29 protein-coding genes and 1 pseudogene are annotated in these 17,997 nt (G+C 40.2%); 6 read left to right on the forward strand and 24 right to left on the reverse strand.

Features of this window, described 5'->3' with window-relative positions; genetic code table 11:
* Positions 1 to 253, forward strand: a pseudogene (locus AWH49_RS14890) (hypothetical protein); the annotation flags it as partial.
* Positions 254 to 302: 49 nt separating this feature from the next.
* Here the strand turns inward: AWH49_RS14890 and AWH49_RS14895 are convergent.
* The 19 genes from AWH49_RS14895 to AWH49_RS14970 all read right to left on the reverse strand — a co-directional run bounded on the left by AWH49_RS14895 (position 303) and on the right by AWH49_RS14970 (position 8,801).
* Entirely contained in the window at positions 303 to 743 is a 441-nt protein-coding gene (locus tag AWH49_RS14895; RefSeq protein ID WP_063966365.1) for a DUF1064 domain-containing protein, read from the reverse strand.
* Positions 733 to 906, reverse strand: a complete 174-nt coding sequence (locus AWH49_RS20440) for a DUF6011 domain-containing protein (RefSeq protein ID WP_169816007.1) — start codon at positions 904 to 906, stop codon at positions 733 to 735. The genes AWH49_RS14895 and AWH49_RS20440 overlap by 11 nt, the downstream gene beginning before the upstream one ends.
* Entirely contained in the window at positions 893 to 1,075 is a 183-nt protein-coding gene (locus AWH49_RS14900) for a hypothetical protein (RefSeq protein ID WP_063966366.1), read from the reverse strand. The genes AWH49_RS20440 and AWH49_RS14900 overlap by 14 nt, the downstream gene beginning before the upstream one ends.
* Complete coding sequence (locus AWH49_RS14905; RefSeq protein ID WP_063966367.1) at positions 1,075 to 1,524, reverse strand: YopX family protein; 450 nt, start codon at positions 1,522 to 1,524, stop codon at positions 1,075 to 1,077. Before AWH49_RS14905 ends, AWH49_RS14900 begins: the two co-directional genes overlap by 1 nt.
* On the reverse strand, positions 1,524 to 1,745 hold the full coding sequence (locus tag AWH49_RS14910) for a hypothetical protein (RefSeq protein WP_063966368.1): 222 nt from the start codon (positions 1,743 to 1,745) through the stop codon (positions 1,524 to 1,526). Before AWH49_RS14910 ends, AWH49_RS14905 begins: the two co-directional genes overlap by 1 nt.
* Positions 1,742 to 1,915 (reverse strand): hypothetical protein, encoded by a 174-nt coding sequence (locus AWH49_RS20150; protein WP_157723749.1) that lies wholly within the window; start codon positions 1,913 to 1,915, stop codon positions 1,742 to 1,744. The genes AWH49_RS14910 and AWH49_RS20150 overlap by 4 nt, the downstream gene beginning before the upstream one ends.
* Positions 1,912 to 2,091: a hypothetical protein gene (locus tag AWH49_RS14915; protein ID WP_063966369.1), complete on the reverse strand. Its 180-nt coding sequence runs from the start codon at positions 2,089 to 2,091 to the stop codon at positions 1,912 to 1,914. The genes AWH49_RS20150 and AWH49_RS14915 overlap by 4 nt, the downstream gene beginning before the upstream one ends.
* Positions 2,084 to 3,001 carry an ATP-binding protein gene (locus tag AWH49_RS14920; protein ID WP_244886881.1) on the reverse strand — a complete coding sequence of 306 codons (918 nt, stop codon included), beginning with the start codon at positions 2,999 to 3,001 and terminating at the stop codon, positions 2,084 to 2,086. Before AWH49_RS14920 ends, AWH49_RS14915 begins: the two co-directional genes overlap by 8 nt.
* Entirely contained in the window at positions 2,883 to 3,824 is a 942-nt protein-coding gene (locus AWH49_RS14925) for a hypothetical protein (RefSeq protein WP_063966371.1), read from the reverse strand. Before AWH49_RS14925 ends, AWH49_RS14920 begins: the two co-directional genes overlap by 119 nt.
* Before the next feature lie 17 nt (positions 3,825 to 3,841).
* Positions 3,842 to 4,282 carry an HNH endonuclease gene (locus AWH49_RS14930; RefSeq protein ID WP_063966372.1) on the reverse strand — a complete coding sequence of 147 codons (441 nt, stop codon included), beginning with the start codon at positions 4,280 to 4,282 and terminating at the stop codon, positions 3,842 to 3,844.
* Between the two features lie 159 nt (positions 4,283 to 4,441).
* Positions 4,442 to 5,332, reverse strand: coding sequence for a recombinase RecT (locus AWH49_RS14935; protein WP_063966373.1), 891 nt, complete (start codon positions 5,330 to 5,332; stop codon positions 4,442 to 4,444).
* On the reverse strand, positions 5,325 to 5,873 hold the full coding sequence (locus AWH49_RS14940; RefSeq protein WP_063966374.1) for an NUMOD4 domain-containing protein: 549 nt from the start codon (positions 5,871 to 5,873) through the stop codon (positions 5,325 to 5,327). The genes AWH49_RS14935 and AWH49_RS14940 overlap by 8 nt, the downstream gene beginning before the upstream one ends.
* A gap of 15 nt (positions 5,874 to 5,888) precedes the next feature.
* A complete protein-coding gene (locus AWH49_RS14945; protein ID WP_063966386.1) occupies positions 5,889 to 6,848 on the reverse strand; it encodes a YqaJ viral recombinase family nuclease in 960 nt (319 codons plus the stop codon).
* A gap of 102 nt (positions 6,849 to 6,950) precedes the next feature.
* Positions 6,951 to 7,163 carry a YqaI family protein gene (locus AWH49_RS14950; protein WP_063966375.1) on the reverse strand — a complete coding sequence of 71 codons (213 nt, stop codon included), beginning with the start codon at positions 7,161 to 7,163 and terminating at the stop codon, positions 6,951 to 6,953.
* Between the two features lie 190 nt (positions 7,164 to 7,353).
* Positions 7,354 to 7,488 (reverse strand): hypothetical protein, encoded by a 135-nt coding sequence (locus AWH49_RS21025; RefSeq protein ID WP_280512836.1) that lies wholly within the window; start codon positions 7,486 to 7,488, stop codon positions 7,354 to 7,356.
* Positions 7,469 to 7,717, reverse strand: coding sequence for a hypothetical protein (locus AWH49_RS14955; RefSeq protein ID WP_063966376.1), 249 nt, complete (start codon positions 7,715 to 7,717; stop codon positions 7,469 to 7,471). Before AWH49_RS14955 ends, AWH49_RS21025 begins: the two co-directional genes overlap by 20 nt.
* The gene (locus tag AWH49_RS14960; protein WP_063966377.1) at positions 7,714 to 8,277 is read right to left on the reverse strand and encodes a helix-turn-helix domain-containing protein; all 564 of its coding nucleotides are present in this window, start codon (positions 8,275 to 8,277) and stop codon (positions 7,714 to 7,716) included. Before AWH49_RS14960 ends, AWH49_RS14955 begins: the two co-directional genes overlap by 4 nt.
* Positions 8,278 to 8,354: 77 nt before the next feature.
* Complete coding sequence (locus AWH49_RS14965) at positions 8,355 to 8,543, reverse strand: hypothetical protein (protein WP_063966378.1); 189 nt, start codon at positions 8,541 to 8,543, stop codon at positions 8,355 to 8,357.
* Positions 8,544 to 8,579: 36 nt separating this feature from the next.
* Positions 8,580 to 8,801, reverse strand: coding sequence for a helix-turn-helix transcriptional regulator (locus AWH49_RS14970; protein WP_063966379.1), 222 nt, complete (start codon positions 8,799 to 8,801; stop codon positions 8,580 to 8,582).
* Between the two features lie 138 nt (positions 8,802 to 8,939).
* On the opposite strand from AWH49_RS14970, the gene AWH49_RS14975 reads away from it, so the two are divergent.
* The 4 genes from AWH49_RS14975 to AWH49_RS14990 all read left to right on the forward strand — a co-directional run bounded on the left by AWH49_RS14975 (position 8,940) and on the right by AWH49_RS14990 (position 12,282).
* Positions 8,940 to 9,320 carry a helix-turn-helix domain-containing protein gene (locus AWH49_RS14975; protein ID WP_063966380.1) on the forward strand — a complete coding sequence of 127 codons (381 nt, stop codon included), beginning with the start codon at positions 8,940 to 8,942 and terminating at the stop codon, positions 9,318 to 9,320.
* Positions 9,321 to 9,417: 97 nt separating this feature from the next.
* Positions 9,418 to 9,900, forward strand: a complete 483-nt coding sequence (locus AWH49_RS14980; protein ID WP_063966381.1) for an ImmA/IrrE family metallo-endopeptidase — start codon at positions 9,418 to 9,420, stop codon at positions 9,898 to 9,900.
* Positions 9,901 to 10,186: 286 nt separating this feature from the next.
* A complete protein-coding gene (locus AWH49_RS14985) occupies positions 10,187 to 11,464 on the forward strand; it encodes a sensor histidine kinase (RefSeq protein ID WP_082862877.1) in 1,278 nt (425 codons plus the stop codon).
* Between the two features lie 287 nt (positions 11,465 to 11,751).
* Positions 11,752 to 12,282, forward strand: coding sequence for a hypothetical protein (locus AWH49_RS14990; protein ID WP_063966382.1), 531 nt, complete (start codon positions 11,752 to 11,754; stop codon positions 12,280 to 12,282).
* 211 nt (positions 12,283 to 12,493) lie between these two features.
* Here AWH49_RS14990 and AWH49_RS19505 read toward each other — a convergent pair whose 3' ends face one another.
* Positions 12,494 to 12,646: a transposase gene (locus AWH49_RS19505; protein WP_082862878.1), complete on the reverse strand. Its 153-nt coding sequence runs from the start codon at positions 12,644 to 12,646 to the stop codon at positions 12,494 to 12,496.
* 313 nt (positions 12,647 to 12,959) lie between these two features.
* Between AWH49_RS19505 and AWH49_RS14995 the strand changes: the two genes are divergently transcribed.
* Positions 12,960 to 13,799 carry a ComEC/Rec2 family competence protein gene (locus AWH49_RS14995; protein ID WP_063966383.1) on the forward strand — a complete coding sequence of 280 codons (840 nt, stop codon included), beginning with the start codon at positions 12,960 to 12,962 and terminating at the stop codon, positions 13,797 to 13,799.
* A gap of 527 nt (positions 13,800 to 14,326) precedes the next feature.
* Here AWH49_RS14995 and AWH49_RS15000 read toward each other — a convergent pair.
* The 4 genes from AWH49_RS15000 to AWH49_RS15015 all read right to left on the reverse strand — a co-directional run.
* Complete coding sequence (locus AWH49_RS15000; protein ID WP_082862879.1) at positions 14,327 to 15,121, reverse strand: DUF4046 domain-containing protein; 795 nt, start codon at positions 15,119 to 15,121, stop codon at positions 14,327 to 14,329.
* A gap of 78 nt (positions 15,122 to 15,199) precedes the next feature.
* Positions 15,200 to 16,297, reverse strand: coding sequence for a GerAB/ArcD/ProY family transporter (locus AWH49_RS15005; RefSeq protein WP_063966384.1), 1,098 nt, complete (start codon positions 16,295 to 16,297; stop codon positions 15,200 to 15,202).
* A gap of 7 nt (positions 16,298 to 16,304) precedes the next feature.
* Positions 16,305 to 17,534, reverse strand: a complete 1,230-nt coding sequence (locus AWH49_RS15010) for a Ger(x)C family spore germination protein (protein ID WP_063966385.1) — start codon at positions 17,532 to 17,534, stop codon at positions 16,305 to 16,307.
* The coding region (locus tag AWH49_RS15015) for a spore germination protein (RefSeq protein WP_211268405.1) at positions 17,524 to 17,997 on the reverse strand (474 nt) is incomplete at its 5' end. The genes AWH49_RS15010 and AWH49_RS15015, both read right to left, overlap by 11 nt.

Consider the following 17,997-nt stretch of genomic DNA (forward strand, 5'->3'; position numbering starts at 1 on the left):
TAGAGGAGAGAACATTGCTCCACAAACAATGCCTAGAAGAGAGATTATTGCTCCACAAACGATGCCTGAAAGAGAGAACAATGCTCCACAAACAATGCCTGAAAGAGAGAACAATGCTCCACAAATGATGCCTGAAAGAGAGAACAATGCTCCACAAATGATGCCTGAAAGAGAGAACAATGCTCCACAAATGATGCCTAGAAGATATCACTATGTTCCACAAATGATGCCTGGACAGTTTCTATTATATTAATTTTATTGAGAAGTCGTTTTACGACTTCTTTATTAGTTAAAGAACGATTTCAGCGTTTCCTCCTCCACTTACTGTGACTATACTCCATGACTGCCACTTCCTGTCCGATCGCCTTTTCAAGTAGCTTTCGACGCAATGGGAAGTCCCTCGATGCTGGCCCACCTTTCACATCCACAATTTCTGTCTGACCATTCTTGTAATAAACTTTAAAATCGGCCGTGTATTTCGCCCCTGGCTTCGTTTTTAAGCCTTTTCCAGAACAACGATTACAATTGATTGGTCTCTCCGTTTTCGGGCTTGTCCGCTTGCCTGATCCGTTACAGCGATAGCATGTGACTGGGTATGAAGGAATCACTTCGAATACCGGTTGTACTTCAACCTTTTCGACACTTGGATCTGCTAAAAGACGCATGTAATAATCGGCTTCGGCTTTACTGTCAAAAAGAATGCCGTACACATATGTCTTCTTCGCGTTCCAGTTACGCGCCATGTGCTGTCAATTCCGGCATGTCGATTACTTCATCCATCTTGATTTGGATCTTTTCAAACTCCGCATCTTCAATGGCCTGCTTTTTCTTGCAGACACGTCCCACTCCATCGCTCATGCTTTTTTCTGATTTCAGCGGACGGTTGCATCGTTCACACAGTTTCACTGCTCACAACCTCCTTCACAAGATTGGCGCTAATTCGTTCAACACGGTTCATGCTGTTCCATTGATATTCAGCGATTAGCTTTTCACGTTCTTTGTAAGAAGGCTTTTCCAGACCTGTGTGAGCATTCGCCGCAACCACCATTTCATACATTTGTTCTGTATAGTGCATTATTCATCAACTCCAAGTAGCTCCGGATTTTCGTAAATGTTGCCGATCACTTCAAAATCTTCGCCGCGAATAGTTCCAGGAAGAAAAACAGTCCCTGTGCCATCTGCAAATCGCAATCCTGGCCATAGATCATCTACAAAATATATTTTGCCCGTCACCGGCGGTTCAACCTTTTCGATTTCCTTACAGTCACACTTTGTGTAACGATGCCTCGAATATTTAACAATATCTCCTTCATAAATCTCCGTGTCGTTTCTATCCTTTAATCCGATATATTGCACAAGACCTTCAAGTTCCTCAAAGGAAAACTTATATCGACCTCCCCCTTTGCCGACAGCGAATATATCTTCATCTTCAAAATCAAGTATGAGGACTTTGAAGATTCTTAATTTTAATTGCTGTTTTTTATTCAGCTGCTTTGCGTAAGCTCTGTATTTAATTTCCCACATCAATACCCCACCCCTTTCGCCGTATACTGCCGTTGCTGACCGTTGGTAAAGTACACATCAACTGCTGATTCTTGCGAATTGGCCTTCACTTCAACAACGTGGCCAAGTCCGTACTGATCACGCTCATTGCCTGATAATGACGAAAGAAGCTTGTGATGCCCTCGGATGAACAACTTGCGTTCAGCATCTGTTAAATTTTCATATCCTGCGATCGGTGTCATATCGTACCTCCACTCTGGAAATCCAAATATCGACTAAACATCCGGCTACCCTCCATGATGTTGGCTGGCTCCGTGTCGCCACATGCTCGAACCAATTCCACAACGTCCATACCACATCCCGCTTTCTTGTAGTAATTGATAAGCAGTTGGAAAACTTCACGTTTACTCATGCAGCATCTCCTCCTAACAGCTTCATTTCAGCATCTGCGATTTTCTTATCAAGCAATTCTCTCCGCGCCTTTCGAATATGTTCTGGTGCCGGTCCACATGTCGGGCACGCTTTCACAAGACGTCCGATCGCTCCTTTGTATGCAACACGATAAGTGCCGCCGCATAATTTACACACTGCGTTTCAACCTCCAATCCTGTCCTTCTGCATCCAGCAGAAAGCGATATTGTTCATCGCTGCATTGCCCTATCAGTCGACTGGCTGCAGCATATCCGATCTTGTCCGCCAGTGTGCCTCGATCTTCATTACTGTTAAAGACAATCGGCATTTGCTTGCGGTACCGCTCGTTAATAATCCGGTAGTACATTGTTTCCCTTGCTTCCGTCCATTTTGATTTACCGATGTCGTCCCATATCAACACATCCGCTTCAAGCGCTGGACCTAACAGACGATTCAGCTGCTCCCCTTCATCCCCTGCTCGTTTCGCCTGCATCAAGTCATCAATGAAGACTGCATCCGAGACAATCAACACCTGAAAACCTTTTTTCAGAAGTTGCTTTGCCAGCGCAACCTGCAAATGTGTTTTGCCGATGCCAAAATTATTATGCTTCCACTTCATTTCCGCCCGTTCTCCCACCGGCATTTCTTTCAGTCGTTGTTCACCAAAAGAAGCGATTAGACCAAAATTTTGCGACGGGATCACTTTCTTTTTCCGGCCATCTTCCGCCGTTTCGATGCTAAACTCATTCAAATACTGTTTAGTCAGACTCATCATCTGCTGCTGAACTTCTTCCTCACACTTGTAGTTTTCAAAATTCGCTTTTTGAAATTCATCCGGAATCATGGACTGTTTAAAGCGGCGCTTCCAAGCTTTCCGCTCTTTACACTCACAAAATCTTGCAACGTCCTGTCCCTGATCGTTTTTGTGAATAATGAACTCTGTATCATTGCAGATATTGCACTCATATTCATCCGCCCCAAGCTTTTCGGGAGGCTTCCAGCTCTCTATAGGCTTGTTCCGCTGACTTGCCTTTTCCTGCAGATCCGCCATTACGTCCGCGATACTGGTGAACCGTTGTTTTGTCATGGCTATTCTCCTTTTCTTGTTTTTCAATGTGTCTATCGAAAATGTAACCAACGCAGTAAGACAAAGCGTTGATTCGCTTGTTCGGATGTTTGGGCTGGTAACTATCAAACTTCTCTTTCATCCAAACCAACGCGTTTTCAAGAGAAATGCCGAATTCAATAATTTTTTTTGCTTGTTGGTAATCATCTGCTGAAGTTATTAATCCGTGACTTCTCAGTTCAACAAAGCCATCCAGCAGCTTCTGTATTCGCACTTCAGGAGTATGTGATATTTCTTCAACTGAATTTCCTTCAATCGAATCACCACGCACTGGGTCGGTTGTAGACACCCCGTCACTGGCTCCTTCGTACGCGTTTTTAGTAGTAGTACTATCTTGATCATTCTTAAGACATTCTTTTTCATTCTTGTTTATATCCACGAGGTGTTCCCCATCTGTTTCTCTGCTGTTACCTTCAAAGCTTTTTTGTTGGTAAGAATCCCAATTTAACAGCGTTATTAGTGTGTACTGCCTGTTACCCTTGCCCCGGTCGATCTTGATCATCGACTGCGTTTCCAGCCATTTTAGAATGGTAGTCACTGTTTTGGGATTTGGCTCCTGCCATTTCACCCCCTCGTACCACCCGATGTTTTTTGCAATATCCCGAACCGATGTCAGGTGCTGCCCTGACTTTATGATTAAAAAACTGCCGTCCCGCATCGGTATTTTATTTTCCTGATGATTCACTTTGTATTTGAGATACTGCCATATTCTGTGATAGAGAGGGGGCATCATCCAAATGGCACTATCGAGCTCTTTTCGATAGTCTTTAATGTAGCCGGACAATGTGGCTCCCCCTTTAGTTAATGCCTTGGATCATTCATAATTTTCATACCAGCTTCCTCTGGTGTTCGGTTATTCTTTTTTGAGTTACACGGGCGACAAGCTGTAACTAAGTTTTGTTCTAAAAGGTCGCCGCCTTTGGATTCCGGAACAATATGATCAATCGAAAGATTTTCTTTGATTCCGCAATATTGGCATGTGAAGTCATCTCGATTCCAAATGTGCCATCTGATGCTATCTGGTATAGTTTTCTTTTGATATAAAGCGCTGTTACCTACTTCTAGTGGCCGGATATTAAAGGTTGTTTCATATAAATCTTGTAAACAATCTGAACATAGATTGAAATCTTTGTGTGACCAGTGAAAGAATAATTGATTTTGAATTAATTGATCGCAATTGTCACAGTGCTTCTGGTATGATTCATCGACCTGAAAGTCAGGCCATCGAAAGTATTTAGGCATTAGGTTCACTCCTCTTTTTAAGTACAGCCTTCTTTTCAATTCTTACGAGCTCCAGATACGGATGAGAGGACTTAAAATAGCCCTTCACCCATCTGATATACTCTTCATTGCTATTGGACATTTGACGAATGAAATCTGGAATGTCGCATTTGTATTCCATTATTTAAAGGGAAGATCGTCGTCTGAAATTTGAATCGCATCCAAGTCCGTATCTTTTGCTGACGGCTTTTTCGTTTCTTGCACGGGTTCTTGTTCAACTGACGTATCTGGTTCTTCAATTAATTCATGCTGCACATCGATCACTTCGCTCATATCCGGTGCGATCTCTTGTTTAATCGTCGAATCTGCTTCTACCGTCTTTTGAAACTCAATGGATTTTGGCGCATATTTTAGTACTTCTTTTAGGACTGTTTTCTTTGCCATTGCGTCGTAGTTCGTTTTCCATGGACTTGTCCATCCTTTTTGAACGGCCTGGCTAAACTTCTTCGCGTGCTGATCAATGCGTTCTCTCGTCCAGTACACAAAGTCAAAACCACCATTTTGCAAATGATAAACAGCGTAATAGCCTATTGGTTCACCTTCTGGAATACTGGCGGGAACATGCTTCAAATCTTTGTATAAACCGTATTCAAAGACCAATTCGTCATTGATGTACACCTCATGAGCGTAAATCGCTTTATATTGGCCACTCCGGACTGCAAGATCGATCAGTCCTTTATAGGAAAGCTGGAATTGAACCTGTTTTCCATAGGGAATTAAGTATGCTTGTCCAAGTCCGGTGTTTGGTTCTACACCGAGCTGAGCTGATTGCATGAGCGCTGCTAGGAAAGACATTTGATCGCATTCAAGTAATTTAGGTGTGGTACGTACAGCTGTTAAGGCAATACGGGCCATTCTGTCTGCATCCATGTGTTTCGGAAGAGCCCTTTGAATTTCGGGCCCCATTCGTTTTAACAAACCATTTAGTGACTGCTCCGGTGTGACTTGTCTTGCTGGTGCATTCTGCTGCTTATTTGCCAGCTCGTTTTTGATCGATTGGTTGTTAGCCATTTATTGTTTCCTCCTCTAAATATGAAAACAAAAGATTGTCTGGTGATTTTCTTAAACCTCTTATATAGCGAGATATTGTACCTTTACAGAACCCGAAATGGCGACAAGCATCATTTTCAGAACCAAAAATAATATTTTCTCCAGTGGAATGATTAAAACAAATAACCTTTTTTCTAAACCATTTCCCCTGGTTTCTTTTTCTCTCTTCAGACATTTTAATTAGTCCATTATCAAAAGCATGTCGAATGTTCTCTGAAGCTGTCACCCACTCCAAATTAGATATGTGATTGTTTAGTTTGTTTCCATCGATATGATTTACTTGTGGTTTTTTCATAGGATTATCCACGAAAGCAATCGCAACAATCCTATGAGCCTTAATGTGTTTGGCTTTGCATTTTTTTGATAATGCGTATACTAAGTAACCACTCATATCAATGTAAGGTTTTAATAGTTTATTTCTTTTCAAACCTAAAATTTCCCCACTTTCAGAAACCTTGTACAAACCTTCATATCCAGGCACATCTTTCCACGTTTTACTCATACGAGACGCCTCCAGTTATTTAATTTTGAAAGGGCGGGAAATGCTTTGTTTGATATATTGCTCATAAATGTCCGGTTGTTCTTTTTTCAGCCGGGTTGAATCGATACGATTTGAAACCTGTGACTTCCAGGTGATTTTCTGCTCACCGATAAAGGCCGTTTCATTTTCCTGTATGGCACCTTTTAAAATGTTTTGGCACTCCGTCATCTTTTCTTTAATTTGTGATAAGTCTTCTTCCAATGTTTTATAAGAATCGATATACACTTGAAAGTCAGACGTTAATTCAATTGTGCTGTCGGGTTCATGCTGTGGGTACATTGCCTTGAGCAGATCACTTGAAGCAATGGATCCGTCAAATGCCGGCGGATTATTCGGAATGACGTGATTTTCCCAAAACTCTTTTTCAATATTGATCAAGTACGTAATCAATTCTTCATCACGTTCAATACGTTTATGAATGAATTTATTGCCACCGACCAATACTGCAATCCACCATGCTTCATATCCTGTTACAGCCATATAATGTTGGCATTGAAGCAGATAAGAAGCCGGGATCTCATCGCCTTCCCACTCTGCTTTTAAATATTCAGAAGCTGTTTTGCATTCGAGCCCTTCATTCTTGCCGACGATCAGCCGATCTACATTGGCATAAATAAACTCATATTCTGGATGCTTCAAGATGGCGTTTCGACGTCGTACTTTCAATCCCGTACGGCGGGAAAATTCCTGTGCGACCAAGTTTTCATTCAATACTCCAAAATAGGCTGCTTCACTGCCTTCTTCAAACCCACCTTGATCATTGACTGAAAAGATTTCTTCTGACTCAATCTGATTCGTTTTTTCAAGGTACACTTTCATCGGCGAACTGTACTTATTCACACCGGCAATGGCGGCAGAATCGCTCCCCCCGATTCCATTTCGTCTTTCCATCAACCAGTCATGCCGGGATAAATCCAACGTAGAAAGGGCATTCATGTTCTTTGCCAATCAAATCCACTCCCTTGATTCAGTTTTTAAAGTGCAGTACAATGTCTGTAACAATATTTTTCAAAACGACCCGCCTCCGACAGCGGGTTTTTATTTTGCTTGTTTTTCAATCGCTCCATAAAATCTGACCTGGTACTCACCAATGTTCACTTCATGTACAACATCGCCGTTTTTCATGATGAAGTAAATGTCAGTAGTCGTAATTTTTTCACCAAACATATCTTCAATTGGATGTCCCTTTTCGATATCGCGAAAATCCTCAGGGAAACACGTTCGTTCAATTTGTTGAATTGTTTGAACCAAGATTTTTCACCTTCTCTCTGATGGATGATGTCCATCGATAGCAGCCGGAATAGGTACGGGGGAGAAACCTGGCCCGATTGCTATCGACGAGCACCGAAGTGCCCATCTGAAAATAAATATAGTAGTGTTATTAATAAAGACATGGTACAATGTACACTGACTAGTGTTTCATTACTGACGGCCGCTCTGCTCAGCGGGCGTTATTTTTTTCATCTTCTTTATAACGATCCCATACACCGCGGCTAATCCAAGTCCCGACCGCTGTACAAATGACGGCAATAGTCATCAATCCGGTGATGGCAATATCAGCTGCCCAAAACAACATGTTTTTTCACCCTTTCTACCAATACTCCGTTCTCCTGTAACTTCTGAATGATGTCATCCACTCGCTTCTGGCTTCTGTGTTTCTCTTGTATTCTTTCTAATTCACGCAAACTGTTTAATAGATCAACCGCACAACGTTTCGCTTCCATAATGTCGCCGACCACAATGCTTTCTTCAATACGGTAAATAAGACTGTGTGCACAAATCTTTTCTTTCGTTTCACTACTCAAACCTCGATCCATCCTTTCGTCTTAATGCGGCTGAATGTCTCTTTCTGAACCTGTTTTGGATTAATAAGATATGCCTCATATAAGTGCCTACGGAAGTTAGTAACTGCCATTTCAGCTTCATTGAGTTCAATGATCAAGTCTTTAATCCAAGCCACTTCTTCTTTCGTGGCATTTTCCGGTGCCTTTTTCCAATCAAATTTGTACTCAAGATCATCCTTTTCTGTGGGATAAACTTTCCGCTGAACATCTGCCCACTCATCAGCTAAAAACTCTTTAAATGAAAGCCGGTGCTGCTCTAAAGCTTTGCCCCGCAAAACTGGGGAGGTATAACCATCACTAAATTCAAAGAGCAGATCCATTACGAAAGCTGGGGAATCGTTGTACACATTGATCGCCCTCTTAGCAATGTCCTGTTGCATCGTTCGCCGGTTATTTTTTAAATGACTGGCCATCTGTGGCGATACGTCTAGATCGAATGCAATTTGATTTACGCTTAGATCTTCATCGGACAGCATTCTTTCAACGATCTGCCCGACATTTGCTGATTTTTTTACAACCATCGATACACTTCCTTTCAGTATGTGACGCGCACTTTTTTCATACAGTCGAACGAATTATCCTTTATCTATGAAATTCATTAACTCGCTTTTTCTGCTAACGTCGTATTAAGTTCATCAAAAAGCGTCGTGATAGGCATTTTCTTTTCGCCCCAAATTCTCATGTAATGCACAGCTGCATCTTGATCCAAGTAACTTAATTCAGCGAGTTTTTTCGGTATCGCCATTCGCTTGAGCAGTATTTCTTTGTCATAGATGAAATCATCCATGTAGATCACCTCCTAGCTGACTTCTTTACGCTTTCTTTATCCGCACATTTCGTGCGGTTTATGTTCAAAAAAAATATCTTGGACAGTAGTATTGTAGTAATTAGCCAGTCTAACTTTTATTTCATCTTTTGGGATACGTTGACCGTTTTCATACATCTGTAGTGCACTGATACTAACACCTATTTCAGTACTTACTTTCTCACGAGATTCATCACCTCGTAACGTTATAAGTTTTTGTCCAATCTCTATTTTATTCATTTTCACCACCCCTTCCGCACGTTATGTGTTGGCTGTATCTTTATATTAATCCACACGTTTCGTGTTGTCAACACATTTCGTGCGATAAATTCAAATAACAACACACAACGTGTTATTATTAATGTAGGTGATAAACTTATGAAAACATTAGGCGAGCGATTAAAAACATTACGGTTAAGTCAGAATACGAAAAGATCACAAAAAGAATTCGGAAAGCTTTTTGACTTAAGCGAGAGTACAATCGGGATGTATGAAAGAAACGAAAGAAAGCCCGATTATGAAATTCTTCAAAAATTCGCTGAGCATTTTTCTGTCTCAATTGATTATTTGGTTACAGGCAAAGAAAGTAACGTCGCTAAAGCTAATTTATCTGACGATGAAAAAGAAATGATGGAGTTTTTCAATAATCCGGAATTAAATCTCTTTTTTAAAGAAATGGCAGAGTCGCCAGAAGAACAAGTGGAGGAATTGCGCGAGTTCTGGAAGATTATAAAGAAACGTGGCCTACATAAAAAATAACATTCAGATTTTTTAAACCCTGTCTTTTCCTTGACAGGGTTTTATTGTATACTATCAACAAACATATGTTCCTTCAATTGGAAAAGAGGCATCCTTTATGATCTATGTGCAAACCCATCTTGAAGATTTTATCGAAAATTTATATAAAAAAATCTCTATTTATTCTCCGCAGCAGCTTAATTTTCAAGACATTGCGGACAGTTTAAACATCCTGGTAGATTATGCAGACGTAACAAGCAGGTGCTATGAACAAGACGACATACTTATGATTGTGCTTAATGAAAATTTATCTTTCGCAGAACAATGGCAGGATTTTGCTCATGAATTATGTCATTTGTTGCGTCACTCTGGCAACCAGCGCAAGATCCCTCCTGCTTTTCGCACACTCCAGGAATGGCAAGCGAATAGCTTTGCCCTGCATTTTTGTATTCCCACTTTTATGCTCGAAAAACTCGAATTAACAGATCATAAGCAAGCAGCTATAGCAATTATTGCTCAAACATTCGGTGTTGAATATGGTTTTGCTGAAGAACGACTAGAACGTTGGCTTTTACAGCGCGCAATGGTGTATTACGGATAAAAGAAAATGCTTCTATTTCTTACCTACTTTTTGTCGTAATTTGTCGAAAAATAAGTGTAGAACTCACCTTCTTTTTATAGGAAGATGGAAGGAAGTACTATTCATTCATTATTAGCACGCTGTAGCGTGTATTTATTTTAGCTATACATTGGTACTATTTTCATGACATAGATGAATTATCTTTGTAATTATTTACTGAATGAAAAACATAGGTTTGTATCATTTTTTATTTTCTTATAAATCAGTTTTTTCACGCTAAGTCAGTGAAAAGCTAGGAGAGATAGTAATGACTACTATATTGGATAACCTGCAGACCTTTCTGTTAAATATTTTTTTGGTTTATTTTTGTTTCTCTATTTATTTTAAATTCATTGAAAGAAAAGCAAATAAATTAACGAATGAACTGATCATTGCTCTTATATCGGGGATTTCCATCGTTCTATGTATGACATTTCCTATCACCCTCCCTGCTGGTTATATTATTGATTTTCGCCAAATTCCTTTTATTATTGGGGCACTATATGGAGGATGGAGAGTTGCTGTTTTTTTAACAGTTATTCTAGTATCCTATCGATTTTTTTTAGATGTTCCTAGTACTGATGCAGCTTTAATTTTATATTTTCTGTTAATTATTTCATTATGGCCTATCATTCTCACCTTTAATAAGACCGTTAATATTAGAAAAAAATTATATCTTGCCTCACTAGCTTCTTTCTTTGGAATACTTTCTTGGATGGCAATGATCTTTTTATTTATGCCTGAAAATCTCACTAGAGATTACTTTATACTTTTTATTTTTTCTCTAATCGTTCAATCTATTGGAATCATATTCTTTGTGGTCTTTAACGAAAAATCAAAAAAGGAGGCTGCTCTTAATAACGAATTAGACAAGCTCGAAAAACTAAAGACAGTCAGTGAACTTGCAGCAAGTATTTCTCACGAAGTACGTAATCCATTGACAGTCGCAAAGGGATTTCTTCAACTTTTAAAGGAACCCAATCTGACAGATCAAGACCGGACCCATTATTTAAATATTGCAGTCGATGCTTTAAATCAAGCAGAATCTAGGATTACTGATTACCTCACCTTTGCCAAACCTTCATTAGAAAACATAAAGATATTGGATTTACACCAGGAACTAATCTATATCGAAAAATTCATTGGTCCTTATGCCGCCATGAATAATGTACAAATTGAAGTACAACTTGAAGAAGATATCTATATCGCTGGCGAAGATCAAAAGCTTCACCAGTGTCTTATAAATATCATGAAAAATGGCATTGAATCCATGCCTCAAGGAGGAAAACTACTCATTGAGTTGCGACGTGTTGGAGACAATGCCATGATCACTGTAACAGATACAGGTATCGGGATGGATGAAGAACAACTCGAACGTATGGGAAGCCCCTTTTTCACAACAAAAGATATTGGCACCGGGCTTGGCACGATGGTTGTCTATAGTATCGTTAAAACAATGCGAGGGGAAATCACAGTAAAAAGCGAAATAGGTAAAGGAACCAGCTTCTCTGTTCTTCTTCCTTTAGCTGAAATTTCACTGTCATAGTGCTAATAATCTCCATTCTCTATAGAAAGAGTTCCAGCAGCTGGCGGGATGCTGTGATGAGTATGCTGCCTTTCTCTGGTCGTTTTGTAGTAACTGTATGAGGTGTAAGCATCTCTCCCTTATCAGAATTTATATAGAGCTAAGAGCAACGTAGGAAAATAGATAGAATGACTAGTCAGGCATTATTGGCACACTATGGTGTGTATTTATTTTAACTATTGAATAGTACTATTTCGATGATATGGATGGATTTATTATTTCTCAAATACAGATGAGGAGTGGTTACTATGACGGATGACAAAGAAACCCTTGGATTCCGTGCAAACAAGAATAAGATCATTACGAGATTTGTTTATTTTTGTCTATTCACTATAATTGTTGTGGGCATTAGGAAGCCAATTGATATGGAACCTTCTGCGTTTTTTTCTAAGAATAGATCAGATATTGAACAACAGTCTGCAAGTATCCCGAAATCCTCTGATGTAAAAGAACATGAGCCTGTTTCTTCCCCAGGGGCCTTTAATGTTTTAGGAGCTTTCCAATCTGCAGGGTTAGCTGTTCCCGAACCAAAAGACAATACCATTTCTTGTATAAAATTTGGATGTGTTCAACTTGTCATCACTGAGGTAGTTAGTATTTATGAATGGCCTGATGTAGCAACTGCTAAAGAAACACTTGCTAATGGTATTGCTGATTACCAGGCTGGTTCATTTACTATACATTTTAGTGAATCATATAACTCTGATGGCAGTATAAAGTGCCTGCCATCACCTTCAAAGGAAGCATATATCAAGCAACTTGATAAATTCATTCAGTAAATTCTGACCGCTCTCTCCCTGCAACGGCCTTTCTTTGGCCGTTCTTTTTCGGAGGTGTACTAGCAGATGCGGGGATGGTGTGATAACGGAATATGAAAGTGAAATTGCAAGTATCCCCTTCCCTGTTGCAAGGACCGAGAAAGATGGGATTGCTTGTGAACGTTAATTAATGAAAGCCGCATCAGTACTTGATGCGGCTATTTTAATATCTTCAGTCTTCCCCCTGTTGAATCCATCGGTCAAGTGAAGACCGAATTAGATCATACTCCTCAATGAGCGCTTTCTTTGATTTTCCGTTCTGATGTAACTGAACCATTTGTTTTTTGAATGCTGGCATGAATGTGCGGCGTTCTCGTTTGGTCATGATATGGACTCCTCCTCTGTTTTAGATCAAGTGTAGACGATCCGGGAGGTAAAACTAAAGGTATTAAGTACATGACTCAATACCAGATAGCCGCTTGAAATATTTGTCCAACTTTTTTTGGTTCACTTCAATATGGATTCTTTTTGTATACAGTCTCACTCCTATGGATAAAATTATCTAACGGGGTTTTTTATTGAAAAAGATTATTGTCAATGATCCTTTTCAATAAAAAAGAACCATATGTCTCAACATTCAATCCTAATAATCTAGGTGTAATGTTTAAGAGATCTATAATCAATTGGAGCGATGAAGTATGATTCTGTTTTTAATTATAAGAAAAAAGAGTGTCATGGTAAACATGATTCTATTGCTAATTCTTTCATTATCGGGATGTACTTTAGGGAATATTGGTCAAATGGAGATAATTATTTTTAAAATAGGTAAAGCGGATAGTATACTCCTATCAACTGCAAATAAAAATGTACTAATTGATACTGGAAAAGAAGAGAACGGGAAGGAAATTATTAAGTACTTAGAAGAGCATAAGATTGATACCCTTGATTATTTAATAATAACGCATTTTGACAAGGATCATGTTGGGGGAGCAGATACTGTACTAAAGAATGTGGAGGTACTAAACGTAGTAACAGCGGATTATACAAGAGATAGTAAACAGTATAAAGAGTACGTTGCTGCATTAAAGGCAAAGAATCAAAGTGCAACTCTGTTAACAGAAAACCTTACATTTAAGTTAGGTTCGGCTGAATTTCTCGTGTATCCACCACAACGCAGTCATTATTCAGAAGACAACGATTATTCCCTTGTCATAAGTGTACAACATGGTGAGAACAGCTTTCTATTTGCAGGAGATGCCGAAGAAACTCGTCTTACTGAATTGATTGAACAAGGAAATCTAGAGCATACTTTTTTAAAAGTACCACATCATGGACTATATACTCACAAAAGCGCTGATTTCTTTGAACTTGTAAATCCACAATACGCTGTTATTACTTGTTCAGACAAAAATTCGGAAGAAAAGGTAGTGGCTGCATTAGAACAATTAGGCACAATGGTTTACTTAACTAAAAATGGTGATATCTATATTAAGAGCGATGGCAATGAAGTTACCATTAAACAGGAAGATATAAAATGATATATAAATCAAACTTAATTTCCTGCCACGTTTAACAACGACCTTTCCTTGTCCGTACTATTCTTAAAAGAATGATAAAGGAGCGATCGTAATGACTTAAATTTAGTTTTAGATAAATTAGATGATTTAATGCAAAAATGAGCTGTGTACAGAACCATTTTCCATGATGAGAAACTTGAAGTGTTATAGGAAGAAACAGAGGAAACAACTAAAGTTTATGGAAGACTCAATAGATTATCTAAATGATATATTGCCTACAGAAGCTTTCATCATGGTTGATAATATAATTGCTCCTTTAAAAAACGAATATCTACGAGAAAAAGCTAAGACATTAGCCTTTAAATACAGGTTTTGAATAGTAAGTTACTTCTCATCCAACACCTCCCTTTTATGAGATGGGGTTTTGTTTTACACCATTATCAAACATATGTTCCCTCAATTGAAAAAGAGGCATCCTTTGATGCCTTTTGAACTAACCATATAAGGACATATTTGTTTTAAAAGAGACTTCAATATCCTCTGAATACCTAGAATTGTTTCTGTACCTCATATTCAGTCGTTTCTTGATTTTTAGTGGCTATCATTTGCTCTCTGATCCATTGATGCACCTTACCCAGTTGGGAATCAAAGGCCGTTTGAAGGATTCCGCTCATTTGATAGTCGAAGAAATCCTTTCTTTTGAGCTTGACAAGAGCTTCTTCATAAGAAGAAAAACCGAGCTTTTGAAAAAGAAAGCATTCTAACGTCTGTTTGATGTTCTCAGGATTTTTCCAATAATTCATTGGAACGTTCGCCAGTTCCCACGGTTGAAATTGACCGGGATACACAGCATTAATGACTTGATAAGGAGACTCTCCAAAAAAATGAAAAACACCAGCAAGTCTATTTTCTTTAAAAAAATGATGGTTAACTCGTAAAGGAATTTCATGGTGAGTCATCTTACATTTTTCTTCAATGACATATCGAACGGCTTCAATGACTCTTTTTTCCCCTATTTCTCCTCGCCAATATTTCCAGGGAACTTGGGTGAATTCCCACGGTTTAAATTTTCCAGGATACGCATTTTCAATTACCTCTATAAAATTCGTCCATCCCTGAACATGAGCAGCCGGTCTTAATCGGTGATCCCAAAGGGTTTCAGCTTTGACGTTTCGTGGAATTTCCTCTAGAGGAATTCCTAAGTACTCCTCAATAAGGTAACGCGTTAGGATGGCTAAATAGTTCTTTCCCTGCTCTCCCACAAAGAAATGATTAGGGAATCGTACTCTTTTTCCATTCAATACATCCTGATAAATTTGGATTACCTTTTCTTTTTCTATCATAAGATCATCCTCCTTTTTGGATCTCTCCTTTTTACAATGGCGATAACGAATACATGATAAAAAGGGAACCTATTCTTTTTATACCGCTTTCTTTCTGTTTTTGAAAAAAGCAATGATAAAGAGAAGAACAGGGATGACGGCTTGAAATGAGGAATCGATATATGGCAAGTAAACCGCCCTCCATTCTTCCATATATTCCGTATAACTGCTTGCAGTAGTCATGGATACAAGTAAAACAACTATTCCCATCGGGTAGGCAAGATGGGAAGGATGTTTCACCTGAAATAAATGAGACGTTCCCATCACCGCCACATGGAAAAAGAGACTTAATTTTATAAAACCGCCGATCATCACAAAAAGGATAAAATAAATATCCAAACGCTCCAAAAACTTGGCTACTTTAATCGACTGGATCGAAGCTAGAAGGGGAAATTGTGCACGTGAGGCATGCTCCAGACCGAGAATACTTATGTTACCTGCTGCGACAAGTGCCAATAGGAGTCCACTTATGCCCACTGCCCATAATCCGGTCCGTTTCACTTTTTCACGTTCCTTGACATAAGGGAAAATCATCGCAAAGGCAACCATTTGTCCAAATGGGAAGTACAATGTTTCTGCGAAAGCGCTTTTGATCACCGGCGAAAGTCCTTCTTCCAGTACCGGTTTTAAGTTTTCAATATGAATGATTCCTGAAATCATTATTAAAAGGATGCCGCTCAAGAGAAGCAGGCACATGGCGACAAACAACACTTCACTTGTTCGGGAGATGACTTCAATTCCTTTATAAACCGTATAAACGACCACCAGAAGGAACAGGACATTGAGGATAAATAAAGGCGTTGTCGGGTAAGCAATGGTGGCCAACAATTCCCCGAAATCGCGCACTATGCTTGCAGCTACATACGTAAAATAGAGAACATAAAAGAAGGCGAGTCCTTTTCCTAAAACGGATCCTAGTACTCTTTGCACATATTCCGTCAGCGGAAGATCTGGATAGTAGCGGTAAAGGCCGTAATACATGAAAAACAGGCAAAAACCGCCGGCCATGGCGATGTGAGTCGCCAGCCAGGCGTCCTGTTTCGCGTCTAAGGAAACCGGAAACCATACGGCAGAACCAATTTGAAATAAAAAGATGAGTGTGAAGAGCTGATAGCTACTTATTTTTGCTTTTTCCATCACGCGATCATTCTCCTTCCTTTTTCAATGTGGTATGAAGGGAGTTGTTGACTAATCCCGTGCGGCGTATAAGCGCCTCAACTTTTACGTCGACTTCTAATTCCGCAAACGTACGGTCATTCCACTCCTTTTCAAGCTTCTTCCACGCTTTTGGATCGGTACGGTGCACGACTTCGCCAAACCCGAAAATGTCTGATTTGTTTTGTTGCGCTTGCTGGACCGCTTTTTCGATTTCGCTCTTGATTTCTTTTCCAAGTTCCTTTTCAATCTTTTTGATGACATGCGGATCCGTCAGATCCACCGGCACTTTTACTTCCGCAATATCCCCTTCTGCTCGCGTTGAAATCGATAGTTTTGGCTTCCCTTTTGTGAGGGTCGCAGAGACTTTCGTTTTTTGACGCATCACTTTATAGGCAATGGCTTTTTTTTCTTTTTCCCAGCTGATGCTTGTAATGGTCGTTTGGACTTTATCCAGTGTCCACAGCGTTCCTCGCGCCGTTTCCCCGTCTATCCAGTCAATCAGCTTTCCTTCTTTAAACATGGCCAATCCATCCGCTTCCGGAGCCGCTTCCAGTTCCGATGATTGAACGTTGTTCACCGTTTTCCCCTGCAGGGGATCTCCTTTCAATGTAAAACTAGGCAGAACCGGTTCTTTCCCCGTAGAAGTGATTTGAGTAATTAACTCATGAACATTGACACGTAAGTTTTCACCTAGCATTTTTTCTGTCGTATCCAGCGTCTTTACAATTTTTGTCGCAGATACTCGATCCGTTCCCGTCAATGTTGTGAGTAAATCTTTCGCTTTTGTCTCCTTCGAGATGACGACCGTCGTCGTCGTCCGGAATTCGATGTCGCGGTCAAGCTCATCCAAGATAGGTGGAAGCCCTTCTTTTTTTGCTAGCTCATCGCTAATAACGACCAGATCGGTATGGGCGTAATAAGGCGTTCGGGAGAGTTTTTTGGTGACAAGGGCGTCCATATCACTCAAGTTTTCTCCTGTGACCGAATACACAATAACGGGTGGAGAGGATGCCCCTCCCCCTCCGCCTTGAAGTCCACTGGTGATGTTCCCTGGATTAATCACTTGCACGGTCGCTTCATAGTTTCCCTCTTCAGTTAGGTCAAGGGAATAAGCAGAGATAAAGGCGAGATCGGTTAATTCTCTTTTGCTCCAGCATCCAGAAAGGAAACAAACGCTGATGGCCAGCAAAAAAAGAAACATCCCTTTACGATTCATGCGTGTCACCTTCTTTCTGGTCTGTCATGATCATCTCACGAGAGATCGGAGGCTGCGGTTTCTGGTTTTCGCCTTGACGTGTTACATTCTTCCCAACGACCATCCGTGGTCTTTCGTTCATCGCCCATAAAGGGCTTCGAAAAAACGTCTCTTTAAAATTGGACGGAGAGAATGGCGCAAACGGGCTCATATACGGAACGCCGAATGAACGCAAGCCGCACAAATGAACAATCATCAGAAAGAAAGCAAGAATTAAGCCGAAAAAGCCAAATGTGGCCGCGCTGATGATAAAGGCAAAGCGAATCAAACGGGCTGAAATAGCCATCCCATAAGCAGGCGTCGCAAAACTGGCGATGGCGGTAACGGCGACGACAATGACCATGGCCGGCGATACAATCCCCGCTTGCACAGCCGCTTGCCCGATGACGAGAGCCCCTACGATCGAGACGGTCGACCCGATCGC

It is taken from the genome of Domibacillus aminovorans, assembly GCF_001643235.1.
Taxonomy (GTDB): domain Bacteria; phylum Bacillota; class Bacilli; order Bacillales; family Domibacillaceae; genus Domibacillus; species Domibacillus aminovorans.

Excerpts from the sequence above, each read along its gene's own strand:
- AWH49_RS14895 (WP_063966365.1), bottom strand. The coding sequence starts at position 743 with ATGGCGCGTAACTGGAACGCGAAGAAGACATATGTGTACGGCATTCTT.
- AWH49_RS14900 (WP_063966366.1), bottom strand. The coding sequence starts at position 1,075 with ATGCACTATACAGAACAAATGTATGAAATGGTGGTTGCGGCGAATGCT.
- AWH49_RS14905 (WP_063966367.1), bottom strand. The coding sequence starts at position 1,524 with ATGTGGGAAATTAAATACAGAGCTTACGCAAAGCAGCTGAATAAAAAA.
- AWH49_RS14910 (WP_063966368.1), bottom strand. The coding sequence starts at position 1,745 with ATGACACCGATCGCAGGATATGAAAATTTAACAGATGCTGAACGCAAG.
- AWH49_RS20150 (WP_157723749.1), bottom strand. The coding sequence starts at position 1,915 with ATGAGTAAACGTGAAGTTTTCCAACTGCTTATCAATTACTACAAGAAA.
- AWH49_RS14920 (WP_244886881.1), bottom strand. The coding sequence starts at position 3,001 with ATGACAAAACAACGGTTCACCAGTATCGCGGACGTAATGGCGGATCTG.
- AWH49_RS14930 (WP_063966372.1), bottom strand. The coding sequence starts at position 4,282 with ATGCCTAAATACTTTCGATGGCCTGACTTTCAGGTCGATGAATCATAC.
- AWH49_RS14935 (WP_063966373.1), bottom strand. The coding sequence starts at position 5,332 with ATGGCTAACAACCAATCGATCAAAAACGAGCTGGCAAATAAGCAGCAG.
- AWH49_RS14940 (WP_063966374.1), bottom strand. The coding sequence starts at position 5,873 with ATGAGTAAAACGTGGAAAGATGTGCCTGGATATGAAGGTTTGTACAAG.
- AWH49_RS14945 (WP_063966386.1), bottom strand. The coding sequence starts at position 6,848 with ATGAATGCCCTTTCTACGTTGGATTTATCCCGGCATGACTGGTTGATG.
- AWH49_RS21025 (WP_280512836.1), bottom strand. The coding sequence starts at position 7,488 with ATGTTGTTTTGGGCAGCTGATATTGCCATCACCGGATTGATGACTATT.
- AWH49_RS14960 (WP_063966377.1), bottom strand. The coding sequence starts at position 8,277 with ATGGTTGTAAAAAAATCAGCAAATGTCGGGCAGATCGTTGAAAGAATG.
- AWH49_RS14965 (WP_063966378.1), bottom strand. The coding sequence starts at position 8,543 with ATGGATGATTTCATCTATGACAAAGAAATACTGCTCAAGCGAATGGCG.
- AWH49_RS14970 (WP_063966379.1), bottom strand. The coding sequence starts at position 8,801 with ATGAATAAAATAGAGATTGGACAAAAACTTATAACGTTACGAGGTGAT.
- AWH49_RS14975 (WP_063966380.1), top strand. The coding sequence starts at position 8,940 with ATGAAAACATTAGGCGAGCGATTAAAAACATTACGGTTAAGTCAGAAT.
- AWH49_RS14980 (WP_063966381.1), top strand. The coding sequence starts at position 9,418 with ATGATCTATGTGCAAACCCATCTTGAAGATTTTATCGAAAATTTATAT.
- AWH49_RS14985 (WP_082862877.1), top strand. The coding sequence starts at position 10,187 with ATGACTACTATATTGGATAACCTGCAGACCTTTCTGTTAAATATTTTT.
- AWH49_RS14990 (WP_063966382.1), top strand. The coding sequence starts at position 11,752 with ATGACGGATGACAAAGAAACCCTTGGATTCCGTGCAAACAAGAATAAG.
- AWH49_RS19505 (WP_082862878.1), bottom strand. The coding sequence starts at position 12,646 with ATGACCAAACGAGAACGCCGCACATTCATGCCAGCATTCAAAAAACAA.
- AWH49_RS14995 (WP_063966383.1), top strand. The coding sequence starts at position 12,960 with ATGATTCTGTTTTTAATTATAAGAAAAAAGAGTGTCATGGTAAACATG.
- AWH49_RS15000 (WP_082862879.1), bottom strand. The coding sequence starts at position 15,121 with ATGATAGAAAAAGAAAAGGTAATCCAAATTTATCAGGATGTATTGAAT.
- AWH49_RS15005 (WP_063966384.1), bottom strand. The coding sequence starts at position 16,297 with ATGGAAAAAGCAAAAATAAGTAGCTATCAGCTCTTCACACTCATCTTT.
- AWH49_RS15010 (WP_063966385.1), bottom strand. The coding sequence starts at position 17,534 with ATGAATCGTAAAGGGATGTTTCTTTTTTTGCTGGCCATCAGCGTTTGT.